The sequence below is a fragment of the Acinetobacter corruptisaponis genome (assembly GCF_030053775.1).
In the GTDB taxonomy this organism is placed as follows: domain Bacteria; phylum Pseudomonadota; class Gammaproteobacteria; order Pseudomonadales; family Moraxellaceae; genus Acinetobacter; species Acinetobacter corruptisaponis.
This window is the reverse complement of record NZ_CP125669.1, coordinates 1261280-1282932: the sequence shown is the minus strand read 5'-3', so window position 1 is coordinate 1282932 and position 21653 is coordinate 1261280. Positions and strand designations below refer to the sequence as shown.

The window sequence follows — 21653 nt, the reverse complement described above, 5'->3', positions numbered from 1 at the left end:
GTGATGCTACATTAGCCTCTGGTAAGCCATATTTTCCAGCTGATGCCTTAAATGGTATATATAATCAAAGCGTTTTAGAGTCTTACCAAAAAACTGTTTTTGAGAATAACTTCACACAAAATAATATTGCTTCTACTTCGTTAAATGTTGTTTATCGTGAGCCTGATTTGATTATTCAGGATATCCAAATTTCAAATTCAAACCCGAATGCAGGTGATACAGTTACTCTTACCTGGACAGTTAAGAATGACGGAACACGAGATACTCGTGTTAAGAGTTGGTTTGATGGCGTTTACTTATCTATTGATAACACAATCGATGCTTCTGATTATCCAGTAATTGATCGCGGTCTGTTTGTTGAAATAATGAGTAAAACAAAATTAGTATTATTAGATGATGTTCTTAAAGTTGGTGAGTCATATACACAATCTGCGACCTTTACGATTCCTGTAGGTATTGGTGGTGATTTTAATATTATTATCAAAGCAGATACTAATTACGCTAGTACAGGTACTAGCTCTGATGGACGTTATTCTAGTATTAGAAAAAATTTACAAGTCATTAAAAAGACACCAGGATATGATCAAGCCGCTGTCCTGGAATTTAAGGATGAGGGAAATAACGAAAAATCTATTGTCTTGACTGTAAATTATGTGAACCCACCTGACTTGCAGGTTACTACGGTGGTGAGCCCAACTAGTGTAATTTCAGGACAGAAAATAGATGTTTCTTATACAGTGAAGAACTTTGGTGGTAAAACATCATCAGATCAGGGCTTATGGACAGACTTGATTTATTTGTCTACTGACCGAGTGCTTGATTTAAATAAAGATAAGCTTCTAGGCTTTGTGAATCATAATGGCGGTCTTGCTGAAAATGCAGAATATTCTGCTTCTATTCAGGCACAAATTCCAACAGACATGAATGGGACTTATTATGTCTTTGTTGTGACTGATCCAGCATATTACCGTGGTGGTGCAACGGGTCAAGTCCTAGAGTTTGAAAATGATTTAAATAATACGCTTGCTGCTGAACGACCTTTATTGATTATTCAGCCTGAACCTGTTGATTTACAGGTGACAGATATCGTGTTGCCTGCCCAAACCAAAACAGGTGAAAAGGTTCATATTGAATATAATGTTAAAAATCTGGCAGATTATCAGGCCCATGGCCAATGGTCAGATGCAGTCTATTTATCCAGAAATAATAGTTGGGACAATCAGGATATTTTACTGGGGCGATTTACCCATCAAGGCGGGTTGGATGCGCGTCAACAATATACTGGATTTATTGAAGCACTTTTACCAATGGTTCAGGATGGGCAATGGTATATTATCGTTCGACCAGATATTTATAATGAAGTATATGAGGGCGATATTGTTTATACTGAAACAGGTTTAAATATCGCACCAAATGAAGCAAATAATGAAACAGTTTCAGCATCAACTATTACGGTAACAGTACCTAAGTTATTGTTGAATACCAGCACTGACCTCAAATTGAGTAGTAGGGATCAGTATCTCTATAAACTGGAAGTAGGTCAGGGTGAAACCTTGCGTGTACGTCTGGACTCCAGTGCGATTAATGGCTCAAATGAACTCTATATTCGTTATGAGGCTGTACCGAACAGTGGACAATATGATTTTGCCTACACTTTGGCAAACTCACCTGATCAGGAATTATTCGTCCCAACCACACAGGCTGGAAACTATTATATTCTTATAAAATCCAGTAATTCCGCAAAAAATACAGCAGCAACGATTATTGCTGAAACATTACCACTCTCCATTACCAAAGTGACACCAGACCAAGGTGGTACAGGAACAGATGATTATCGCTGGGTCACCATGGACATTTATGGTGCCCAATTTGCAGCGGGTGCTTTAGTTAAACTGAGCCGTCCTGGTGTTTTTGAGATTGAACCAGAACGTTGGCAGGTATTGGATGCAACCCATATCCGTGCTGTGTTTGACTTACGTCAGGTACCACATGGTTTGTATGATATCGTGGTCATTAATCCAAATGGAGATCGAGTGGTTGAACCTTATCGCTACTTGGTGGAACGTGCAATTGAACCTGATGTAACTATTGGTTTGGGCGGGGTGAGTCAAATCGCACCAGGTGAAACGGGTATTTACAGTATCTCTCTGCAAAGCTTAACCAATGTTGACACACCATATGTCCGTCTTGATATTGGTGCAGTGGAGATGGGTTATAATGATTCACTGATTGATGGATTAAACCTGCCATTTATTATTTTTGGTTCAAATGTGGGAGGGCAGCCATCAGGTCGTATTATTGGAGATCAAGCCAATACCCAGCAGTATGGTATTACACCAACGGATCAAAATAAACTGAATCAAATCGCTTGGGCAAGTTTAGATGGAACTTTAAATACCTCAGGGATTAATTTAGCTCCAGGTTATGCTTTTGATATGAATGCCGCTGGATTTACGGGCTTTACCTTTAATATCAAAACTTATCCTGGCCTAAAAGAATGGATCAATATGGATTTTGAGGGCTTGCGTGAACAGCTCTATATGATCCATCCTGAATGGAAAGCACAGGGTTTATTAGATAATGGTGTTTATGACCTGAATAAAATTTCAGGTGGACTCGCAGCACGATTCCTAGATCCTGAAGAACGTCTAACCAAAAAAGAAATGTTGGCGTTGGACTTCCGTTTTAATATTGCTGCCGCTGCGACTCCAATTACACGTGCTGAGTTTATTCAGGATCAAACCAAACATGCATTAAAAATGCGTGAGGCGATTTTGAAAGATGCCTTGGCAAATGCAAGCTTAAAAGCTCTGGCTGCGGATGAAACCCAATGGGTACAAGGCTGGTTGGCAGCTTTGGAGGATGCAGGATTATTACGTCCAGAAAATCAGGCGCCAGCAATTCGCGAGAGTGTTCAGGTTCTTAGTCTGACAGCAAATTTGGCAACGGGTATTCTATTATCTAAAGCTGGGGAAAGTTACCAAACCAAGGCGAGTGTATTGTCGTTCTTTGAACAAATGCAAAAATGGTATGGTGACACCTCTAAGTGGGCAGGTGACCCTGAAGCCCTAAAAGCTCAGACTGATTATTATGAATATCGTCAGGATGATGAGGGAAATTTTGCATTAAGCCCTGTTCCAAAAAATATCACACCAGAAGACCTGATTTTAAATAGTGAAAATAATAAGCATTTCATTAACTTTAACATCTTTGCTGGTGGTAGATCACAGTTAGAGTATCTACGTCATTTAGGTTTACTGGATGTAGATTTCAATCCAGTTGGCGCACAGGCGCTTGCCTTAACTCAATATCTCAAGCAGATGGCGGCTGTAAATACTGATATTGTACATATACAGGGTCCATCAGTGATGCCACATACTGATGGTAAGAGCTATGTACCAAGCGAGACAGCACTACCATTTAAGATCAGTTTCCAAAATACGACTGAACAATCACTGCACCAGATTCGTTTGGTCACAGCGATTGATGAACAGCTTGATCCATATACCTTGCGTTTAACAGACATGAAGATTGGAGACATCAATATTCATGTTCCAGACAACCGCAGTAGTTTTACCAGTGATTTTGACTTTACAGGTAGCCTGGGCTTTATTTTACGTGTCAGTGCGGGCATTGATGCAGAGAACCATGTACTCACTTGGTTGATACAGGCGATTGACCCAAATACAGGTGAGCTTTCAACCCAGAACCTGCATCGTTTATTAAAACTGGATGGTAATAATAAAGGTTTTGTTGGCTATACCATTCAGTCAATTGAAACTGCAAAATCTAATGAGGAAATTGTGTCACAGGCCCGTATCTATTTGAATAATACGCCACCTGTAGATAGTCAAATCTCAACCTATGTTCTAGATAATCAACGTCCAGTAACAGCCTTAAATGTAGTTTCTCAGCAAAGCACCACGGCGAATCAGGTGCACTATAAAGTACAGTGGACTGCACAAGATGATGTCAGTGGTGTCAAACATGTGACTTTATATGTTGCAGAAAATGGCGGTGACTTTAAAATCTGGCAAAAACAACTGACCCAGGCGACAGGTGAATTGTTATTTATTGGGCAAGCAGGCATTCACTATGAATTCCTTGCAGTTGCCACGGATATTGCAGGAAATCAGGAAGTTGCTAAAGTAACGAATGCAGTAATTCCAGATGATGGTTCAAGACAACAGTTACTCACCGAAATTGGCAGCAATGAGTCTTTACAACAAACCACCCAGGTACCTCAAGCTGCGCAGGATCGTAGCTATCTCAATAATTCTATTTTTGTAGAGGCTCAAAAAGGTCTGGCAGGACAAATTGATAAAAATCAAAATACTGATTTAAATTCAGTTTTATCTCCATTTACCCTAAATACATTTGCAAGTGGTTTTAATACCAGCCAAGGTGAAGTGGGTGCATTGGCAATGGTTGAATTGCCTGATCACCGTATTTTAGTCAGTGCTGGGCAGTACCGTAATCAATTGTTTATTTATGGGGAAGATGGAGGTACTCAACAGAAACCACTTTATACCTTTGATCAGCCGATTATGGATATGGCAGTGGATTCTAAAGGACAGTTATGGGTGCTGACTGGACAGGAATTGTGGTTACTGGATTATTCAACAGGTCAGATTATTGAGCGAATCAAGGGACCTGCCAATGAACCATTGACCCATGCTTTGGCGGTTGAACCTGAAACTGATCGCATCTATGTTTCATCTGGCAATGGTATTGAGATTTTTGATATTAATGCACCAGTTGGGCAACAATGGACACATTTCTCGAATACTCTGGTATCAGATTTAAGTTTCTCACCAGATGGTCGTTTATGGGCAGTACGCTGGACCAGTGCAAATATTCTGTCTCATCTTGGCAAAACCGATATCATCAGTTTCCCATTGACAGGAAAAACCAAGGGTCGTGCAGAAGTTGAATATACCTTAAATGGTCTCATTGATAGTTTGGTGTTTGGTCAAAAAGGCACAGCATTTGAAGGGCTATTATTTGCTTCTGCCAATAATAGCCAACAGTTTACCAATAGCAGTAAGTCATTACCAAAACAGGACAATGCTGCTGTCTGGATGATTAGCTTGGCAAAACGTCAGGCAATTCAATTGGCCCAAGGTGGTTCACGTGGTGAATCGATTCTGATTACACATGACCAGCGTATCCTGGTTGCACAAACCAATACGATTGATGAAATTGCCTTGCTGAAAGCACCAACTGTGATTGCCAGTTCAATTCAGGATGGTGCATATATTCCACTACCATTAAGCTATGCAACGATCAGCTTTGATCAGGCAATGTGGTTGGGGAATAATGGGAATGATAGTACTGATGTTGCCAGCGTTTTAAATCCAGCAAACTATCGTTTCGTCGGTGTAGGCAAGAATGTCAATCAAGTCCTGACTCCAGAATCAGTGCAATGGAATAAGGCCACCAATAGTGTCGTTTTGACTTTGCCAAATATTGCTGCTGGACAATGGCGACTTGAGGTGTCCTCTAATCTACAGAGTGCTAAACAAACTCGACTTGAGGGTGTGTATACCGCAGCATTTACCACAGTGACTGACTACAGTGCCTTTGTTCACATTGAGTTTGATAAGACCCGTGCAGATCGTTTAAATGGGACAGTCAGTTATGATGTAAAACTCACCAATATTGGTCAGGATAATATTCAGGGCCCATTGTTGTTGCTACTTGACCCAGGTCATTATTTTAATGGTGGTATTGTTTCGGCAATACAGGGGCAAGGACTACAAAATGAACTGTGGTTACTGGATGTAGGCAGTTATTTACAGGCCCATGGAGGCAGTTTAAAAGTTGGTGAAAGTCTGACAGGCATTACGGTCTCTGTAGTTAAAGCTGAAGACCTAACCCTGTCTAATGATGCAGCCCGTTTATTAAAATTCGATCTTGCACATCAAGTTTATGCACTTCCTTATGATAACCAGCCACCTGTGATGAGTTATGATGAAACTAAACTCAAGGCCAAAGTCAATGAAAGCTGGAATTTCGATTTAACAGCCACTGATCAGGATGGTAACCAGTTCTACTGGAGTATTGTGGAGGCACCACAGGGTGTAAGTATTGATTCAGTCACGACAGGACAAGTTTCTGATCAGGGCTATCAGGCACATGCCCAATTACATTGGACTCCAACGACCCAGGATCGGGTAGACAGTGAAATCTTGGTAAAAGTCGTTGATAGCCGTGGTGGTGTTGCACTTAAACGACTCAAAATTCAGGTGGATGGTGCAAATCATGTGCCAGTCATTGCGACGATACGAGATATCGTCTTAACCGAAGGGCAGAGTCTCGGTCAGCAACTTCTAGTAGCTGATGAAGATGGTGATCGCCTCAGCATGGTGGTGCGTAATTTACCTGCTGGCGCTGAGTTTGATGTGGCTACAGGCCTATTAACCTGGACACCAGCTTATGATCAGGCAGGTCAATATGAAAATATTGAGTTGATCGTATCTGATGGAAAACACGAAAGCCGTTACCAATTCAACATTACGGTAAAACAGGGCTATGAAAAACCTGTGTTATTGCCTGTGGCAGCACAGCAGTTGCGAGAAGGTGAACGCTTTAGCTTGCAATTGGCAGGAAACCTACCACATGGATTGATGCAGTATACTGGTCAGGATATCAAACTGAACTATAGTGCAGAGTGGTTACCGAGTGGTGCGATCCTAAATAAAGATACGGGCTGGCTGGAATGGACACCAGGTTATGCACAGGCGGGTAATTATGATATTCCAATCCGTTTAGTGGCAACCTATACCCCAAGCAATGGCGGTATTCCTGTTCGTACAGTTGCAATCCAGACACTGACATTGGTGGTAAACAATGCCAATGCTGCACCACAGTTTGAATCCAGCCCAACATGGACGGTGTTGGAGGGTGCAAGTGTTCGTTTAAGCGTATTTGCTTTTGACCCTGATAATCCTGGATTTGAACCTGCTTTTAAATCGCATCCACAAGGTCAGGCGGTACAGATGTCCGATGTACCTGCTTCTGTAAGCTATGTGGTCACAGGCTTACCAGAGGGGGCAACATTTGATCCTGAAACACTGGAAATTTACTGGAATCCAGGCTATCAACAGGCTGGTATTTACAAAGTTAAAGTACTTGCAACTGATGATGGTAATGGTACAGGTCAGCCGCTTTCCACAGAGCGCATCTTTACCATTAACGTACTCAATGCGAACCGTACCCCTGAAATTGGTGACCTCCAAAGTGTGATTGTTGATAAAGGTGCTGTGATTGAAATTCCAGTTACAGCAACCGATAAAGATGGCAATCCAATTGAGTTACAAATTGAGGGTCTGCCAAGCTTTGCAACCTATACTCAAACCCAGTCTGGCAGCAATGTTAAAGGTGTGATCCGTTTTGCACCGCAAGCAGGACATCGTGGTGATTACACCATTACCGTGACAGCACGGGATAATGGCGATGGTGACATTAATCAGGTGCAGGTAGAGCGCAAGAGCTTTGTTGTCACCGTAAGAAGCTATAGTGAAGCACCGAGCCTCAGTGTGCCTACTCGAAATGTAGCCGTTGTTGGACAACAAATCCGTATTCCGATGACTGTATCTGATTTGGATCAGGATACCTTGAATTATATTGTGCAGGGATTACCTACGGGAGCACAGCTTGTACAAAGTACAACTTATGGTTATGCCGAAATCGTCTGGACACCAACTGCAAATCAATTGGGACAATATGATTTAAGTGTTCAGGTATCAGATCAGGGCCTGCCACCAGCCAATCTAGGCTATGCAGTGCCAGAAAACTATGTGGCTGTGCCGAATGTGGTGGCGCAGGATATCCGTATTGTGGTACGTGCAAGTAACCTTGCACCAGAATTGCTGGATGTTCAGGTACAACAAGGGGGAAGTGTTGTACAGCAAGCGGACCAAATTATCCTGCAAGCACAGGAAGGACAACAACTCACATGGAGCATGACCGTTAAGGACACTGATCTGGATCAACTGTACTGGTCATTTAATGCCTTGCCAAAAGGTGTCAACATTACAACGCAAGCGTTGGGCAATGGACAAAGCCAGCTTGTGTTTAAATGGTTGCCATCGATGTTTGCTGCGCAAAACAGTTTGGGCAGCAGCCAGTTAGGTCGCTATGATTTTGCAGTCACTGTAACCGATGGTAGTGCCAAGCTGAATCGTAATATTCAAATACAGGTTACGAATGTTAATCAACAACCTGTATTTACCAGTGTGCCAATGCAACTAGTGTATGAAGGCGAAACACTTGGATTTAACCTATTGGCTCAAGATGGAGATAGCGATGCACTTCGCTATCAACTTGTACATGATGCCAATACCCCAACGGGTATCTATGTCGATGCCACCACGGGTTATGTGGAGTGGACACCAGCACAGGATATGGTGAATAACCACCTGAATGATCAGCAGGCATTTGACCTCACTTTCATGGTGACAGATGGGCAGGCCACTGTACTTAAAACTGTGCAGGTACGAGTGCTTGATATTAATAAGGCACCAACCATTCAGAGTAGCAACCGTACCTTACTGGTGGGTCAGCAATTCCAGCTTGATGTGGTGAAATCGGCTCAAAATAGCCTAAGCAATAATGGCAATTTGTATGTATCCGATGCGGATGGGCTGGCACAAACGCAAGGCTTAACAGTCAGCTTTGAACAATTGCCACAGGGTGCAAGCTATGATGCTGTGACAGGACGATTATCCTGGACACCGAGTGCAGGACAGATTGGTAAATTCGTGTTCTATGCACGGGTTTCCGATGGTTATGATACGGTTCGTCAGGCCATCACCTTTAATGTGGTTGCGGAGCATAATGCCTATCAACCTGACTTACATATTGAAACCACACCAGCAATCCCAGTTGTTGCAGGACAAATTGTAACAGCAACAGTACGGGCAGATAGTTTCAGTGCTATTGCCAATACTGTGGTTGAAGTTCGTGGTAGTGCATTAGGTACGGATCAATGGCAAGTGGTGACTTTGGATTCTACAGGACGGGTTAAACTCACTGGACAGCAGCCTGGTCTGATTGAGATACGGGCTACAACCACTGATATTGATGGATTTAGCCAGCAGCGCACTGAAATAATTCGGGTCAAGGATCCACAAGACAGCACTGCACCAGTTTTATCATGGCAAGGGCAGCTTGGCGGTGCATCATTAAATACAGCACCAATTGTGATTCAGAACAACACTGACCTGACTGCCTTGATTAAAGAACAGCAACTGATGGGCTATAAGTTGGAAATTGCCCGTAACAGTACAGGTGCATTGCAATGGCAGACCTTGCAGGATGTGTCATTGAAAGCGACCTATAGCAATCAGGCAGTCGATATCTTTGCGCTTGATCCTGCATTACTTGCCAATGGCGCCTATCAGCTACGCTTAACCGCATGGGATCTGGTTGGCCGAGTTGAGGAACTGTATGCCAATATTGAGATCAATAGCAGCACAAAACAATTGAATCAGGCAACGCATGTTGATGCAAGCCTGCTACTTGGCTCAAAAGTGCTTGATTTGGTTCGTTCAATTGCAACTGACGTAAACGGTGATTTCTCTAACTGGACTAGTGCACTATTTGATACCCAACTGACCCATAACCAGCGCTTAACCAACAGTGTGGGTACAGTTGCCGCATGGCAAACAGGAGCAAAAGTCTGGCTACAAATCCCACAGGGCTTGACAGGGATTGCTGCAACACAGACCCAATACCTAAGCTTTAGTTTAAGTTTGCAAACCCAATATGTGAATGGTGCAAATACAGGTATTCGCCAACTTACGCCACAATTTAGCAATGACCAAGGTTGGAGTTTAACAGCGCATAGCTCGGCTGATTTACATATCGATAACTTGGTACAACAAGGGCAAAGCCTGTATAACGAAAGTACAGGGTTGGCATGGGTTCCAAGTTATTTCAGCCTGACTGCACCAGATGGTACATGTTACCTATTAGACCAAACAGGCAAAGTACTTTCTATTCATCTGAATACAGGGGAGCAATGGCTTGTTAGTCAAAATAATATTGTGTTAGTGAGTGGACAAAGCTCACAAAGCATTGAGTTTAAGCGTGACAGTCAGGGGCGTATCAGCCAGATAATTGGGCAGGACAACCAAGGCAAAGCTATCAGCCTATTGTATAAATACAATAGTGCCAACCAGCTTGAATTGGTACGTAACCTGATTACTGGAGAAGTGGTTCAACGCTATAGTTACACTGCCGCAGGCGAAGTCCATCTGGAAGAAGCCACAGCGTATCTAGGGGCAAGTGTGGACTGGCTGAATCAAAACCAGTCTACTCCACAATGGCAGGGTGAACTCAATCACCAGACCCAATACTTTGACTTTGCCATTCGTGAATCTGAATTGGCATCCACCATTAAGGCGATGGGTGCAACAGGTGCGGTTTTAGTTGCGATTGAAACACAGGGGAATGTTCAGGACATTGATGTTGCGGATGCCACCATTGTGTCACAACAACGACAAGGCAACACAACACTGACTATAGTTCGTATTACCTCGGCAGGTTTTAAACAGTTGGCGGTACAGGGAACAGGCATGGTTGCTGTGCGTCTATCTATCGTGGGTGACCTTAACCGTGATGGCAATGTCGATGGCTTAGACAGTAGCCTATGGCAAGCACAGGCAGGACAAAGCCAATTTGACCTGAATGGTGATGGTGTCATTAACAATACCGACCTACAAATTTTATATGCCAACTATGGCTGGAAATCGAATCAGGCGCCAGTCAATATCGTGGCACAAGGCACACAAGCCTTGAAAACCCATACTGATTTATCCGTGAGTGGTGCATTGGCACAGATTGCGGTAGATCGTGAGGGGGATGCGGTTTACTGGAATATTTTAGGCAGTACCCACGGTATCGCCCAACTTTCATCAAATGGTAAAAACCTCAGCTTTAAACCAGAAGCAGGCTTCTCTGGTTATGCAACAGTCACTTTACAGGCCGATGATGGTTATAGCAGAGGCCAGCCAATTGAACTCAAAATCTATGTCAGTGATGCCAAGCTCGTGTTGATTCATGTTGAGCGTTTGGCTGCATTGGCACTGGGTAACGGCGCAACCCTGCATGTCACAGGTGATTTTGCCGATGAAGATGGTGTTGTTCTGACTGCTGACTATTTACAGTTTGTGAGTGATAACCCGAATGTGCTCACTGTAGATGCACAGGGCAATATCACAACCAAACAGGCAGGGATTGCCACGATTCATGTGTCTGCCCGTGGTATTGAGGGGGTGAATGTTATCTCGGTAGATACAAATCCTTATACGCCATATGCTGATGAAGATGGTTTTGAAGTTGATGTTTATCCAAGAGCAATCAATTTACCACTTTCTGCTACTCGACAACTTAAAGTGCACGATGCAGATGGACAATATATTTCTCAAGCGACAACTGGAATTAAGTACTACATTAGTAATAGCAGTATTGCAGAGATTACAGCAGATGGCTTACTCATTCCTAAGAAATTAGGCACAGCAAAGGTCACGATTATTTACCAGAATATGCAAACAGATATTGTGCTCAATATTCAGCAAGAACATATTGGTGCGATTAAAGTTTCAAGTAAGGATGGTGGAATTACCTCTGATGTGTCAGGCAATATTCTTATGGTGGCATCAAATTCATTACCTGAAGGTACAAAATTTTCGATTGAAACAGTTGCATTAGATAGTGTTGGTATTCCTTTGCCCGCAAAAGAATATTTATCAGGCTTGGCAGCATTTGAAATTGATTTATCAGGTGAAACAGCTACTAAGCCATTACAGTTGGCAATCAATGTAGGGGATATTTATGTTGATCCTCAAACAGGAAATACCGAACAGCTTACTGAAGGAACAGAAGTGCTATTCTGGAGAAAAGGTACATTTGTTGATGAAAATGGTGTTGAGCGGGAAACATGGTGGCTACTCGATAATGGCTATGTTGATGCTAACGGTGTAGCTCGAACTTCTAGCCCACCTTTTGGGGGTGTCTCTGTTTCAGGTACAGTCGTTGTTACAACCGCAGTAAAAAATGTCGATAAAAAGACAGGGGCGATGACTATTGTCCAGTCTAGTATGGACTATTCATTTATTAATAGCATGCTTGCAAATGCTGTTATGAGCGTAGGGCGTGGTGGTCTATTAAACTTTGCAATAGATTCAGTTTTTACCCTTTATAATAGTTTTTCTGTTGTGACCTATACATTGGCTGGTAGCTATAGTAAAGAAGTTATGGTGAACAAGGATGATGGTGGGATTACAACTGCGAAAATAGAAGTTCCAAAAAATAATGTAGAAGACCCTAGGATTACAGGATATTCATTTAATGCCAATACCAATGAACTTATTGTTGATGTTGAAAATGTATCGAGTGTATTTGATTTAAATATATGGCTTGTTCCACAGGGCGATCAATTAGGTAGTCCAACTGATAAAGCTGAACATGGATTAATATGGAAATCTTATAAAGCTTATTGGACAGGAGGGAATAAATTCTCTATTACCATTGATAATAATATTGCTCTTGGATTACATAATATTTATCTTGAGAGAAAACTATATACTTACACAGATAATGGTATTCGTGTAGCCAGTGATTATTCTGAATATTCAGATTTTGTTAGTTTACAGATTGAACCGCCAAAAGTCTCTATTGCTCTCAGTAATAGTTATATTCTGATTACAGAACAAGGAAAAACAACGGATGACTTTGGCATCAAAAGAAAAGTTGATGTTGATGAACAAGGTAATTCATTCTTTCTGTATTTACCAACCAATAAAACAGACCCAATTGCTTACAATGAAGCAGGAACTTTAGCCTTTATTGCAGGTAGAAATACCATTTATGTACTGGATATGATTTCTTACAAAATCATAGACTCTATAGAGGTAAAGAGTTCTGGTGAATACATTTCAGCACTTTTATATAACGATGGATGGTTATATGTGGGCAGTTATGGACCATCACCACTGATTCGTATTAATGTTGATGAGTTATCAACAGAGTTTCTAAAAGTACAACAAAGTTTAGATATTTCGAGTGCTGCTGTAACAGGCTTTGGGGATATGGCAATTAGTCATGGACGTTACTTGGCGGTGATTGCATCAGTTTCAAATCGTGGTGTTCTAGGTGGGATAGGCGGAGCTGTTTATTGGACAAAAGACCCTGTTGGTGATATTTATGTAATTGATTTAAATAAAATAAATTATCAAGGTGAATTTACCGAGAATAATGGGGTAGATGTTATTAATGCCAGTGACCTAGGTAATATAGGTCAGCGTCCAATGCGTATTACCGAAGGGTTATATGCAGGTGAGTTTATAATGACAAGTCTGCGAGATGTAAATCATGGGGTAAGCACCATTAAAGTTGGCTTGGATAATCAGGGTAATCTCACACAATCTTCTATACATAAAAAGATTAAATTAAAACCAACTTATACATCAAGAGATTACAATCCAAATGCTAGAACCAATCGTCAAGAGATTCAAAATTCTTCTGATGTCGTTTTAGTCAATTATAATAATATGATGTATGCCTTGGTTGCGGACTATAACTTCTGGTTCAATGATTCCTCCGTATCCGAAGAGGGTATGTGGGGAGCGAATAAAAGAATTGGTGGTAAGATTGGTATTATACAAGACCCATTTGGCTATTATGGTGAACCAATATTTATCGGTTCAACCATACCAATTATAGGGGCATCCATTGAAACATTAACTGTCACGGAAGACGGTTTATTACAAGCCAGCGTCTGGATGGATGAAATGGGAGGGCCAGATGATGGCTATTACTCACGAATGTTCAGAAGTATCTTTGTTTGGAGTATTCAGGATTTATTAGATTCTGCAAATAAATTTATTGATGCGGGTAAAGTCGATACACAACAACCGATTGATGCAGCCTTACCATCACGCTATGACGATCCGATGGATATCAACATTTTCTATCATACGATGAGGGCAATACAAAGTTATTCAAATGAACATGATTCTATTTTTGACTTAGATGGTTATCTACAATCACAGACAGGTACACAACAACCTTTACCTACGCCATCTAATGACAAAGTGGATTATACAGGTTTAAACCTTGCCGCATTGGGAACGACAGGCGTTACGATTACCCGTGAATATGCGAAAAATCTTTATATTTCGGCTATGGTACAGGTTGAGCTATTAAATGTGCTTTATGGCATATCAGATGCAGAACAAGAAAAAGCTGAAATAGCAAAAAAACTCTATTTATCTACTTTTGGAGATGATCGAAGTGCTGAATACTCATTATCCAAGATAGAGGAGGAGATTTTTGGGGTATTTGATCGACTACAGGAGTTGGCAATACAAGATATTGAAATCACATTGCGAATATATGTATTGACTGAACATTTACTAAATAAGGAAATGCAATGGTTACTAGATCAGTTAAATATAACATTACCAACATCCACACTTTTAGTTGAAGCTCTCAATGAAACAGTAACATTAGATTCATTGATTGCATTATTAAACGATGAAGATGTTGAGATTCAAGTTGTTGATGATGCTTTAACCCTAAGTGGTGGGCGTAACAATATTTTGTCTGTGATATTATCAGCTACTATGGCTGTTTCACCAGGTAAAGCAATAAATCCAATTAAAGGTGTTGCATCAGCAGAAGTGCATTTAATGGCTAGGACCGCAACTGTCACTGCGAAACCAATGACGGAAGCATTAATCCAAGCTGCAAAAAATAGCAGTAAACAAGCTACAAATTTAGCGAAAACCACAGGCAAGAATACAACTAAGGTTTTGGAGGAAATTAAGACAGTCAAGCAAGCAAAAAAATCAATTGCTACAAGTATCAAGGAAACGATTGCTAAGAATGCTCAAAATTTTAGGCATCTTCAAAATGCAAATACGATAAGTTCAATTGCTGAGTCAATGGTGCAGGCTGCGATTAGAAATCAAACGTCGTCAGATTCATCCACATCATCTTCAAATAATAACCAACAACGTAGACGTTTTGGGGATAGTTATTATGTAGGTGGAACATCTGTTTTAACAAATGATGCTTATGATTTCTTTAAAGAAATCTTAGGTAATGAATTCTATTCACTCCACGGAGAAAAAGTTAGTCCAAATAGTGCTTTAGGTAAGAAAGCTCAGGAAGAGCTATTAAAGGTTTATTTGGAAGACTTGGTTAAAAGACGCTTCTTATTCGCAGACTGGGGGGATGATATTGATATTAAGATTACTCCAATTGTAGATAAAAAATATGGTCTAGCACAAATTGAAATTGATATTCGTGATGCTAAACAGCCTTTGGTGTCTGAAAATGATGGGGCTGTTGTGACTATGTCTGGGCTGAGATTGCCAAAGAAAATAGTAATTTCAACTCGTCTTCCAAATTTTTTAATTCAGAATTATGTTGATCAAACAGTAAAACAAAAAAACCGTTTTTATACACAAGATCCTTTAGCAATACTAAATCATGATCGTGTTATGGCAGGTTTTAGTTTAAATGTACGTTCAGATAAAAATAATGTGGTTAATATTACATCGATGTGGAATGATACAATAAATATTGATTTAAACTATAATGCCTTAAAAGATAAGTTGTTATTTGCATCAGTGTTGCAACATGAATTGGCTGAAATTCGTGAGTATTATGTTTTAGCAAATGAATATATGACTCGAGCGAAAACCTTGAAAGCAAAATTAACAGATATTAAATTTGATGAGCATGAAGATGCGAAAGTATTAAGCGATCATTTTATTTCGGAATATAATCAGTTGATTTTAGCAGATGATGCCTTTGAAAATGACCGTCTATATGATATTCAGCATAACTCTGATTTAGCTCTTGCTAAACTCATGGGTGATAAACATGAGGAGGATGTTAGGGCTTATTATCAAAATGTTCTCGGTATTTCAGAGGAAAATTATTTTGATCAAGTTGAATATGAACTTTATATAAAGCAGGGTAATCAGTTTGTTGCAAAAAAATATAATTTTAAAGACCCATCAAATAAAGAAGCAAATGCTGTATATACTGCAAAAACAGTAGGTAAATTGGATGGTTTATATTTGAAATATGAAAATGGTAAATATAGTCTGCAAATTATTGAAGCAAAATCTACAGCCTCACAGGTTGATATCAGACAGGTATTGGCTGAACGGAAAGCTGGAGAGGGGTATATCAATAGTGAAGGCCTATATGAACTAGAACAGGATATTTATAAAAAACTAGCTGATAAAGATTTGATTGGTTATACAGCAAACCAGAAATATCTCTATCAGGATATTTTACAGGCAGATCAAGAAATCTATATTAAGATTATTGATGCTGAGTCAAAAAGAGAGTTGAGAAATATACAAGAAGATTGGAATGAGAGGGGTAGAGTCCTTAAATTGTATGAAGAAGATGATCAAGGAAATATTTATCTGGTTATAAATCCAGCTTCTGATTCAACCAGTACCACGAATATTGGGGTAAATCAGAGTTTAGAGTTATTTTTGCGTTACTATAAAATGCCCGATACAAATCCAAAACTTCCACCTGCACAACGTATTGATTTATCTACATTGTATGATGGGTATGTTAAGGTAAGTGGTGATCAATTCAAGAATTATATAGATGGTACAGTAGAACGTAAAAAAGGAAAGAATGATCTGCAAGCCATGCAAGTTGATACATTATCAGCAACTGTACAGCCATCTCAAACACAAGTTGAGGTTGAACAGCTATTTGATGTCGCTAAACAATATTGGGTGGATTTAGGCATAGATGCGAGTTTATTTAATCATGTCAGCCTAAAACTACAAGATATCAATATTGGTGGCACAATTGCCTATGTATTAAATGGTCAGGATATTATTTTATCGCCAAATGCTGCTGGTTTCGGCTGGTTTATAGACCTAACCCCATTTGAACACTCAGAGTTTAATATGAATGCGCCATGGGATTATGGTTTAGCGACTGACGTAGATATTGCTGGTAAAATAGATCTATTAACCGTACTCATCCACGAGCTTGGTCATACGATTGGTTTAAAAGATACCTTTGTTGCACAAGATATGATGGGTGGTTTTATTCAGCAGGGTGTTCGTTTACTCCCAACATTACAGGATTTACAAGGCTGGCACGCTCCCCAAGTCTCTGTACCACAGGAAGAAGCACCTATCCACTATCTCGCTGTGGGTGTACTTATAGTACAACCTGTCAGCGCCCCAGCATGGAAAGCTGAAAATCTTGATATTCAGGATATGTTCCAAAATATCAATGTGGGACTATCTGGTTGGAGAGTATTGGGTGAGATACAACAAAATCAGGATGACATCATTTTAAATGAGATACAGCAGCACCATAGCAGCTTATCCCAAGCCTTTAAACTAGGTTCTCAAGATCGAGTTCTCACCTTTACTGTAAAAGACCAACATTTAACTGACTATAACAATAGTCCAGATGATGCCTTTGAGGTTGCGCTGCTTGATGCAACAACAGGTGAAGCACTATTTAAGGTCAGTGACCTGAGCAATACCGATGCATTGTTTAACCTACAGGCGAATGGTCAAAGCTATTTGGCCCAAGGCATTGAACGAGTCATCAATAGTGATGGTAGCCAAACATTCTTTATCAATCTGGATCAAGCCCTCATTGGTCGGGAAGTCTTACTGTCATTTGATTTGCTTGGTTTTGGTGCAGCAGATAGTTCAGTCACCTTGAGTAATATTCGTTTGATTGCCGAACCTTTAGCAATCAATGATCATTATCAATTTGATGAAGACACCACTGTAACAGGTAATGTTTTAAATAATGACTTACTCATTGGTAAGTCAATTGAAAACGTTGTGCTAGTGACCGCACCACAACATGGCGAGCTGGTGTTACTCGCCAATGGTGAATTTAGCTACGTACCGCATGCCAACTATTTTGGTACAGACCAGTTTAGCTACTACTTTGTCACTGTTGATGGTCAGGAATCCAAGGTTGCGACAGTACAGTTAGAAATTAACCCTGTAAATGATGCCCCTATATTTGGTCAGCAACCAAATTGGGAGATTGTGGCAGGTGAACCATTGGTATTGGACTTCGATGCCTATGTTCAGGATGTTGAAAACAATCCAATTACTGTACAAATCACGCAACAACCACAATATGGCACCATCAGCTATGATGAAAGCACGGGGCAATATATCTACCTTGTGGATAAAGACTTTGTCGGTGATGATACCTTTACAGTTGTTTTAACTGATGGCAAAGATAGTTCACAGCCTTATACCTTTAGTATTCATGTCTTGGCATCAAATACTGCACCTGTATTAAATGCTCAAGATATTATGGCTGATGAAGATCAAAACCTTATCTTTGATCCATTGGCAAGTGCTTATGATGAAGATGGTGATGTGCTAATCACTCACTTTACGACACAACCACAATATGGACACTTGGAGCAGTTGGCAGATGGACGTTACCAATATATTCCAAATGAGAATTACTTTGGTACAGACAGCTTTAGCTACTATGTCACAGATGGAGAATTAAACTCTCAGGTTGTACGTGTATCTATCACCATCAATGCTGTGAATGATGCACCAACTTTGGCGGCACAAGCCATTGTGACGGATGAAGATACAGCGGTAATTATTGATTTACTTGTAACTGCACAAGACATTGACGGTGATGCCTTAACAGCAGTTATTGTGAATGAACCAATGCATGGACAGCTTATACGATTGCTTGACGGACATTATCAATATGTGCCAAATACCAATTATCATGGTACAGACAGTTTTAGCTATTATGTCACTGATAGTGCGTTAAATTCTCAGGTCGTGACTGTTTCTATTAATGTAAATGCTGTAAATGATGCTCCGACTCTGACCGCACAACAGTTTGTGACAGATGAAGATACAACCATAACAATTGATTTATTGGCAACAGCACAAGATATAGATGGGGATGTTTTAACTGCTGTCATTGTGGCTCAACCATTAAATGGTGAGTTGGTTCAACTGGCTGAAGGCCGTTATCAATATGTACCGAATGCAAACTACTTTGGTGCGGACCACTTTAGCTACTATGTAACGGATGGGGAATTAAACTCTCAGACTGTTACGGTATCTATTACGATTCATGCAGTAAATGATGCGCCAGTTGCAACTTCACAAACGGTACAAGGTTTGGAAGATCAGGCACTCACCTTAAAATGGACTGATTTTGCAGTCAGTGATATTGATGGTGATAGCTTGGAAATCGAAATTACAACCTTGCCACAAGCTGGACTATTACAACAGTTTATTCATGATCAATGGGAATTAGTGAGTATTGGCACACGCCTTAATCAAGCTGATTTCAATGCTGCACATGTTCGTTTTGTTCCATTTAGAGATGAATCAAGTGACAGAGCCATTGTAGGGATTGGAAATCAAAAAGCAGTTTATGCTCAAATTGGCTATAAAGCTTTTGATGGGGAATTGTATAGTGAACAAACCTATCTAAACATTGAAATTGAGGCAGTTGCAGATCAACCAATCCTAACAATTGGTTCAAGTACTAATCAGGAAATCCTGTTCCAGACCAGTTGGGAAACCGCACCGAATCCAGATTTAACCTCAACCCTGATTGAACAGAATATGTTTGAGGGCTGGACATTACTCAAAGGCTTAGACTGTAACCTGTTTGGTACAGATGGCTTTGAAATCTGGAGCAATGGCGACCGTATGGATAATGCCTACGGTCAGCTTAAAACAGTTCAGGCCAAAACAGGCAATGGCAATCATTGGTTAGAACTCAATGATGCTGGTCTGTTCCAGGCTCAAACATTAGGCATCTCTCGTAATGTGCAAACTGAATTAGGCCGTAGCTATAAACTCAGTTTTGACTATGCAGGACGATTGGGCTTTAGTGAATGCTTTACCCAGATCGGGATTTATGTCGATGGTAAACGTATTGCAACTTATGCCAACACCAGCCCAAATGATCAGCTCAACTGGCAAAATATTCAGTTTAGTTTCGTAGGCACAGGTAAACTGCAAAATATTCAGATTCGTATTGATGCTCCACTGACTCATTTAAGTGGACGTGGTGCCATGATTGATAACATTGTATTGTCAACCAGTAAGCCACTTAATCGAGGTAAAGAAGACCAGACCATGCCACTGTCCAGTATTGCAGCCCAGTTACAGGATAAGGATGGTTCTGAGCAACTGAAACTTGCAATTGCAGGGTTGCCATTAGGCAGTCAACTCAGTGATGGTACGCACCAGTTTATGGTGACGCAGCAGCAAACCATTGCAGATATCACAACGTGGAACCTGAATACCTTACAGTTCACGCCACCAAAAGACTTTAGTGGAGAACTGAAACTGCAAGTGGTGGCGAGTAGTATTGAACAGTCCAATGCCAGCATTGCGACAGCAATCCATGAATTGACGGTATATATTGAAGCCGTTGCCGATGCACCGAGTCTGGAAACGCAACAATCGCAAAATGCCTTAACCAGCCGTCAAGTGTTCCATACAGAATGGGGTGGTGTTTATAACGCAATCCTTAATAAAAATGCCACAGTGGTATATGGCTGGAGCTTAGATGGTTGGACTGCCCAAAAAGACCAACTGCTAAAACTGGATGGATTTGAAGTCTGGCACGCAGGCGATCAGATCAAGAATACCAATGGTCAAACCATCACCTTACAAAGTTCTAGCGCAAATGCGTGGATACGCCTAAATGATGGTAAAGATACGCTGTATCAACAAACTGCGATAGAGCGTCAGGTGAATACTGTCAGTGGTAACACCTATACACTGAGTTTTGATATGGCAGGTCTATTGGGGCAGGCTGCAAACTTTGGACGTATTGGTGTTTATGTGGATGGGCAACAAATCGCAATATTTGATGCGGTGAGTGGTCAAACAGCATTGAACTGGCAGCAATACCAAATTGCTTTTGATGGCAATGGACGTAATAGAACCATACGTTTACAGATAGAGGGCAACATCAGTGGAAGAAGTGCCTTTATCAGCAACATTCGCTTAGTTGAAACTTATACTTCAACAGCGAATCAAGTCTACGCCATGGTTGGGCAAACCACTTACTTGCCAATTATGGCGGCACATAGTAATGACCAGGATGGCTCGGAGCGTATCAAGCTGGAATTGACAGGCTTTAATCAGGGTACAGTCCTCACGGATGGAACAAACTACGTTACAGTGAGTTCAACCCAACAATGGATAGATATCAGCACATGGGACTGGACAAAGTTACGCTTTGCAAGTAGTCGAAATCAGGATATGACGATACAGGTCAAAGCCACGGCGATTGAACAAAGCAACCAGCATAGTGCAAGCACGATCAAGAATATTGCAATCAAAATGTTAGATGGGCAAGCCTGTGTGAATCCTTGGCGACTGGTGAATGGCTTTGTTTCCACATGGGTGAATCACATTGCATCTATTCCATTGACAGTAAAAGCACAGTGGGCATGCTCAATTCCACTACTTTCAACCCAGTTAGAGTTGAGCATCTTACCAAAAGATGAGGATGATGACCTGATTCTACTCCGTCAGGAAGAACAGTCAGATGCATGGCTTAAAGCTTTGGAGCAAACCGCACAGCAATACTGGAAACAATTGTTTTAA

Annotated in this window: 1 protein-coding gene (cut by a window edge); it reads left to right on the top strand. The window is 40.8% G+C overall.

The features are described from left to right. Positions 1–21653, top strand: partial view of a tandem-95 repeat protein gene (locus QLH32_RS06325; RefSeq protein WP_283268711.1) — the 3' portion only. The gene continues 12829 nt to the left of window position 1, outside the view; the window shows 21653 of its 34482 coding nt (coding positions 12830–34482); the start codon falls outside the window, past its left edge; it ends in the stop codon at positions 21651–21653.